The sequence below is a fragment of the Hydrotalea sp. genome, from assembly GCA_030054115.1.
In the GTDB taxonomy this organism is placed as follows: domain Bacteria; phylum Pseudomonadota; class Alphaproteobacteria; order JASGCL01; family JASGCL01; genus JASGCL01.
In genome coordinates, this window is sequence record JASGCL010000012.1 from 34,319 (window position 1) to 41,195 (window position 6,877).

The 6,877-nt window shown below is 50.2% G+C and carries 5 protein-coding genes; all 5 read left to right on the forward strand.

The genetic code is table 11. The features are described from left to right. Positions 1-3 precede the first annotated feature (3 nt). The 5 genes from QM529_03835 (at position 4) to QM529_03855 (ending at position 6,769) form a co-directional block, all read left to right on the forward strand. Entirely contained in the window at positions 4-1,260 is a 1,257-nt protein-coding gene (locus QM529_03835; GenBank protein MDI9313793.1) for a glutamate-5-semialdehyde dehydrogenase, read from the forward strand. After that, positions 1,248-1,850: a hypothetical protein gene (locus QM529_03840; GenBank protein MDI9313794.1), complete on the forward strand. Its 603-nt coding sequence runs from the start codon at positions 1,248-1,250 to the stop codon at positions 1,848-1,850. Before QM529_03835 ends, QM529_03840 begins: the two co-directional genes overlap by 13 nt. Positions 1,851-1,951: 101 nt before the next feature. Then, entirely contained in the window at positions 1,952-3,454 is a 1,503-nt protein-coding gene (locus tag QM529_03845) for a cytochrome P450 (GenBank protein MDI9313795.1), read from the forward strand. Positions 3,455-3,952: 498 nt separating this feature from the next. Next, a complete protein-coding gene (locus QM529_03850) occupies positions 3,953-5,338 on the forward strand; it encodes a hypothetical protein (protein ID MDI9313796.1) in 1,386 nt (461 codons plus the stop codon). Between the two features lie 195 nt (positions 5,339-5,533). Continuing rightward, complete coding sequence (locus tag QM529_03855; protein MDI9313797.1) at positions 5,534-6,769, forward strand: hypothetical protein; 1,236 nt, start codon at positions 5,534-5,536, stop codon at positions 6,767-6,769. The last annotated feature ends 108 nt before the right edge of the window (positions 6,770-6,877 follow it).

Here is a 6,877-nt window from a genome sequence, read left to right on the forward strand (position 1 = left end):
AAAATGACCGATAATTTACGCACCATCGCCGCCACCGCCAAAAAAATTTCGCCCGCCGTGGCGCGACTGTCGCCTGACGAAAAAAATAACGCCCTGCAACAATTTGCCGATATGTTGTTGGCGGAAAAGCAATCGATTCTCGCCGCCAACAAAATTGATATGGACAATGCCAATGACCTATCGGCCGCCCTACGCGACAGGTTGTTGCTTGACGAAAAACGCATCACCGCCATGGCCGCCGGCGTGCGCGCCATCGCCGACCTGGCCGACCCGGTGGGGCGAGTGCTTGATGAATGGACGCGCCCCAACGGCCTGACGATAAAAAAAATTGCCTGCCCGCTGGGCGTTGTCTTGGCGATTTATGAATCGCGCCCCAATGTCGCGGTCGATATTTTCGCCCTGACATTAAAATCGGGCAATGTCGCCATATTGCGCGGCGGGTCGGCCGGTTTTCATTCGTCAAAAAAATTGGTCGAGCTGATGCAGGCGGTGTTGCGCCAATGTAACCTGCCCGACCAACAAACCCAAATGGTGATGGATAAACGGCACGCGGCGGTGAAGGAATTATTGGCGATGAATGATTATATCGACGTGGTTATTCCACGCGGTGGCAAGGACCTGGTGCGCACGGTGAAACAAAACGCCACCATGGCGGTGTTCGCCCATGAGGACGGCAATTGCCATGTCTATGTCGATGCCTCGGCCGATGTCGCCATGGCGACCAACATCATCGACAATGCAAAATTGCGGCGCGTCGGCGTGTGCGGCGCGATGGAAACATTATTGCTCGACCGCGCCATTGCCGGCAACCACATGGCGACATTGGTCAAACCGCTGGTGGCGGGTGGGGTGGCGTTGCGTGCCTGCCCCGAATCGTTGCGCCTGTTGCAACAACATAATATCACGGCGACGCCGGCCACCGACGAGGATTACTTCACCGAATTTTTGGATAAAATCCTGGCGGTAAAAATTGTTGGCAATGTTGACGAAGCCATCGCCCACATCAACCATTATGGGTCACACCACACCGACGCGATTGTTGCCGGCGACAAAAACACCGCCGAAAAATTTTTAAAAAATATTGACAGCGCGATAGTCCTCCACAATGCCTCAACCCAATTTGCCGACGGCGGCGAATTTGGCTTTGGTGGAGAGGTCGGAATCGCCACCGGCAAATTCCACGCCCGCGGGCCGGTGGGGGCGCGCGAACTTTGCACCTATTATTACCGCGTCTATGGTGACGGGCAATGTCGTCCTTAACCGCACGCCCGCATTATTTCGCGCCGTCGCGCCATTTGCGTTTTTTAAAACAAAGCGACGGGCAGGCTTCACCCAAAAAAACCAAACATCACGGGCGAAAAATTGGCCTGCTGGGGGGCAGTTTCAACCCGGCCCACGCCGGCCACCGCGCCGCGTCATTGCTGGCATTGCGGCATTTTGGCTTGGACGAAATTTGGTGGTTGGTGGTTGCGCAAAACCCGTTAAAGGCAAAACCCGATGTGCCCAGCGTTGCCACCCGCGTTGCCCAAGCCAAAAAAATTGCGCGCCACCCATGTATTAAAATAAAAACCCTGCCCGACAAACCATGTTACCAATTTACATATCACGCGGTGCGGCATATCATGGCCAATCACCCGCGCGACCGGTTTGCCTTCATCATGGGGAGCGATTGTTGGTGGCAATTTCACCGCTGGTATCGCTGGCGCAGATTATCGGCCATGTTGCCGTTGCTAATTATCGGCCGTGCGCCAACCGCGCAACTTTATAAAAAATCGCGCGCTGGTATTTTTATCCGCCGCGCCAGGCGGTTTACGCACCCGCTTAACCACTTGGCCTCCAGTAAGTTGTAATTTTATTTTGCGATTTTATTTTTAATCGATTGTTATTATCGATTGCTTGTTATACAATGAACCATGGTTGGGTGGTTAAAAAATATAGTGATGGCAAATTAATGAGCAAAATAAAAAAAACACTGGTTGAGCATTTTACAAAAGATTCTTCTAAGCAACCCGCGCAACCACCTCAAACCCCAAAGGGGCCATTCACCAATGATGTGCGCGGGTTTTTCGCCCTGTTAAAAAAACAAAAATATATTCGCGATAATTTTTTACAATTCGCCGCCGATAATGTTGAACGCTACGGCGATATTTTTGTTCTTTATTATACCTATCCCAGTTTTCGACCGGTGTATTTTTTACGTCGCCCCAGCATGGTCAGTGCCGCCCTGGTCGAGCAATATGAAAATGTGGAAAAAAGTAGTGGCCATAAATTGCTGAGCATGTTGCTGGGCGAGGGGTTACTGACATCTGACGAACCGGCGCACCGCGTGCAACGCCGCGCCATTCAACCGCGATTTCACAGCAAGCGCATCGATAGTTATTGCCAACACATGGTGGCCGAAACCAAAAAACATTTCGCCAACTTGCCGCTTGGCAAGGTGCTAGATATTCATGAGGAGATGCACGACCTGACCATGAAAATCGTTACCCGCACGTTGTTTGACATGACCTTTTCGGGGGAGGTTGAAAAGATTCAACGTTCGACCGACGTGCTCGGCCATCAACTATATAAAATGATTATCAACCCCCTGTCGTTTATTTTGCTACGCCTGCCGGTGCCGGCGACGTTAAAGATTTTTTATCACAAACATTATTTTCATCGCGTCATAAATACATTGGTCGCCGAAAAAATAAAACAGCGCGCGCTTAAAAACGCGGCGCGTAAAAAACAAGACGATGACCAAGACCAAGACCTGTTATCGATGTTGCTCGAAATTTATCCGATGGGTAAAAACAAAAAACAAAACCGCGCATCGTTAAAAATGATACGCGACCAGGCCCTGACGTTTTTTTTGGCCGGCCACGAAACAACCGCCAACGCCCTTGCATGGGCATGGTATTTGATTGACAAAAACCCACGGGTGCGCAAAAAAATGCAGGCCGAAATTGCCGGACTGCTGGGCGATAAAGACGCCAACAAGCGCGACCTAACCCTGGCTGACCTTGGGCAATTGCCATACACGCAACAGGTTTTTAAGGAAACCCTGCGCCTTTACCCGACCGCTTGGGTTATTGGCCGGCATGTGGTGAAGGATTTTACGATGGATGGTTATAACATAAAAAATGGCGATGAGTTGGTTTTTTCACCCTACCTGTCGCATCGCGACCCGCGGTATTTTAAAAACCCCGAAGAATTTTTACCCGAACGTTGGACGGCCGAATTTGAAAAACAATTGCCGCGCGGCGCCTATTACCCATTTGGTGCCGGCCCGCGATTTTGCATCGGCTGGCAATTCGCCCAGATGGAGGGGGCGGTTGTCCTGGCCCAGGTGCTCCGTGATTTTACCCTGACGCTAAAACCCGCCAATTTTAAACCTGAATTATTTTCCGGCATCACCCTGAAACCCAAAAACGGCATGCCGATGATGCTCGCCCATCGCGCGCTTGACCAATAGTCGATTCGCGGCATCGGGCGGGCATTTATTACATTTGCTAAGTCGTGGCATGCTTGGTGCACGCTGGCATCCACGCCGCTTGCATGCCCATTTCTATTTTATTTCATTTTACGTTATTTTCTTTGTCTGTCGTTTGTTAATCATTTCTAAAATCGTTTCATAAAATATAAAACTTTTTTGCTTACGATAAAAAAACCAAGCCAAAAAATAAAAACCTGACAATAAATATAAAACTATATTATATTCAAAACCTAAAATATAAACCTAACATAATCCTAAAGAAGTAATAATAATGCGAAAGACGACTATTCACCTGCCCATCATCGGCTAAAAACCACTGCGCTAGTATTTTATTGTTTTTAACTTTCATAAATAGTTAAACATTATTTTAAAGTTAAAAAAAGATACCCCCCCTATTTTATCGCAAAAAACAACCGCTGGTTGTTGCTATTTTTTTGGCTTTGGCGGACAATGTTAATAGGAGAGGGGGCAATAGCAATGAATAAAAAATACAGCATTGCTTTAACATTGTTACGGGGAGCGTTCGTTGGGATAGGCATTGCGATTTTCGCATATAATGTTAAGGCGCAGACAATCGATATTACAAACGGGGACGCAACTGCCGCCGTTGAAAAAAATACGAATATAAATAAAAACTTACTGGCCGATGCCATCGATGGCAAAATCATCATCACGGCCAACGCGGGTTATGTTTATCATTTTGGCGGAAAACCCGCCAGCCTCAAAAATTCCTTCGGCTATGGCGCCAGCATCGGCTACACCAACAGCGGTGGCTTTGGCTTCGCGACCGATTACCTATCGCTCAACCGCGCCGGCAATAGCGGCGGTTACGATTATGCCGAGGGGGATAACATCATCACCCTAACCCCCAGCTACCGATTCGACCTGGACGATGTTGGCCTTTGGGGGTTGCGCATCGGGGTGGGGGCGGGGGTTAATATTGCAAAACGCAGTTACGCCGCGACGATGGCCGGCAACGCGCAAGCGGGGGCACGTGGTGGCGCGCGGGTCGCCGGCGGCGCGACATATCAACAGCAAAATGGTTATACATTACCATTAACCATTTGCGGCGCGACCAACACCACGCCCTTCAGCGGGGTATCTGATTCGGCCACCACCTCGGCCAGCCTTGCCAACCGTTGTTTCATTCACGGCGGGCCATTGCCAAATTTCAACACGACCGATGAGGACATAGCCATGTTTTTATACAACCGGGGCTTTACCCGCGCCGAGTTACAGGCGGTTGCCGCCAACAGCACCGCCACCATGCACGGCGTAACCATTACGACCAGTTCGGGGGCCGGCGCAATTTCGCAGGGCGTTATCAACAGCTTGGCCGGCATCGCAGAATGCCGAGCCTATGGCCCCAATTTTACCTATGCCAACGGCATCTGTTCGTCCTCTTCATCGGGCACACTAACATCAGCGGCACAAAACCCCGCACCAACACCAACACCAACACCGACACCGACGCCGACACCGACGCCGACACCCGCACCGACACCGACACCAACGCCGACACCAACGCCAACACCAACACCAACACCAACACCAACACCAACACCAACACCGACACCGACGCCGACACCGACGCCGACACCGACGCCGACGCCAGCCGCATTGACGGATCCGGCGCCGTCGTCAACCGCCCTTGCCCCCACCGATAATCACCAGCTTGGTTTTGTCGTCGTGCCGCAAATCGCGTTGGATTACGACGATGGCTTAATCCATGCCGATATTAACCTGCGTTATGTTTATGCCATCGCGGCAAAAAATGGCGGCAATGTTTTTGGTTATAATCTCATCGCCAATTCCGGCTCCTTGGCAATTTTTGCCGGTGTGGGTGTTGGCTTAAATTTTTAGAAGCCATTTAATAATCCATGGCTTATGCATTGTAGGGACATTGTAGGGGGCACGCCACATTAATTACTTGATGTAATAATGGTGCTGACTAATATCAAAAAAATGAATATTTCAAAACATTGGTTGACAATGCGATTGCAATTGTTTATTTTTTCTAGATATAGGAGAAAGTAAGATAGAAAGATATATTTAACAATGAAGAATAAAAACGTCACTGCTTTAAGCAAGTCGTTCGTTACAAAATTCATTGTGACCTTGGTTGTAATATTCATTGGGGGTTTTGCCCACAATGTTAGGGCAGAAATAGCAACTAGCGGCACGTCCACCGTCGCTGAAAAAAATACAAATATAAATATATTGGCCGATGCCATCGATGGCAAAATCATCATCACGGCCAACGCGGGTTATGTTTATCATTTTGGCGGAAAACCCGCCAGCCTCAAAAATTCCTTCGGCTATGGCGCCAGCATCGGCTACACCAACAGCGGTGGCTTTGGCTTCGCGACCGATTACCTATCGCTCAACCGCGCCGGCAATAGCGGCGGTTACGATTATGCCGAGGGGGATAACATCATCACCCTAACCCCCAGCTACCGATTCGACCTGGACGATGTTGGCCTTTGGGGGTTGCGCATCGGGGTGGGGGCGGGGGTTAATATTGCAAAACGCAGTTACACCGCGACGGCGGCCGGCAACGCGCAATCGGGGGCACGCGGTGGCGCGCGGGTCGCCGGCAATGCCTTTTATTCGGTGGTGGGGCAAGATTGTTCTTATTATCTTGATAACGATAGCGACGGCGGGGCGACCTGCAACGTGCCGGGTGCGCAAACCAAGGTTAACACCAGCACATTAAATTCCGAAATCGCTCAATTGTTTTTATCTGGCGCTATTACTTATACCAAGGGTATAATCGATTTTGGCGTATGGCGGGATATGGTAAAAACTGTCGACGGGTTGAATAAAATAAAGGGCAAGCCATTGGAATCGATCGCCACGGGTAAGCAATTTGCCAACGCCTATATTGCGGGCTATGCCACAATTGCCAACCCTGACCCACAATTCCTTGCCCTGGCACAATCCATTGCCAACAGTGCCCTGGTAACGATTCCGTTCGATGTTTACACCGCCGCCGCACTAACCCCCACCCAGATGCAAAGCCTGGTCAACGCGGGGGCGACATTCGCCACGGCCAGCGTAAGCAACGACGCGGGTAATGGCGACAATGCCCTGCCCAGCCAAAGCATCGGTTTTGCCGTCGTGCCGCAAATCGCATTGGATTATGACAATGGTTTGTTTCATGCTGATATTAACCTGCGTTGTATTTACGCCGTTGCGATTAAAAACGCCGGCAACAGCATGGTCAGTAACATAGAGCATGATTCAGATTCTTTAGCCATTTTCGCCGGCGCGGGCTTGGGGCTTAATTTTTGATTATAGATGATTTGCTTGCGATAGATGCCCGCGCGCGCCATTAAGCGCGTAGCGCAGTATTTTCCGGGTCATATGGGCTTTCGCCGATAATAACCGCGTCGCGCAATT

Excerpts from the sequence above, each read along its gene's own strand:
- QM529_03855 (MDI9313797.1), top strand. The coding sequence starts at position 5,534 with ATGAAGAATAAAAACGTCACTGCTTTAAGCAAGTCGTTCGTTACAAAA.
- QM529_03845 (MDI9313795.1), top strand. The coding sequence starts at position 1,952 with ATGAGCAAAATAAAAAAAACACTGGTTGAGCATTTTACAAAAGATTCT.
- QM529_03850 (MDI9313796.1), top strand. The coding sequence starts at position 3,953 with ATGAATAAAAAATACAGCATTGCTTTAACATTGTTACGGGGAGCGTTC.
- QM529_03840 (MDI9313794.1), top strand. The coding sequence starts at position 1,248 with ATGTCGTCCTTAACCGCACGCCCGCATTATTTCGCGCCGTCGCGCCAT.
- QM529_03835 (MDI9313793.1), top strand. The coding sequence starts at position 4 with ATGACCGATAATTTACGCACCATCGCCGCCACCGCCAAAAAAATTTCG.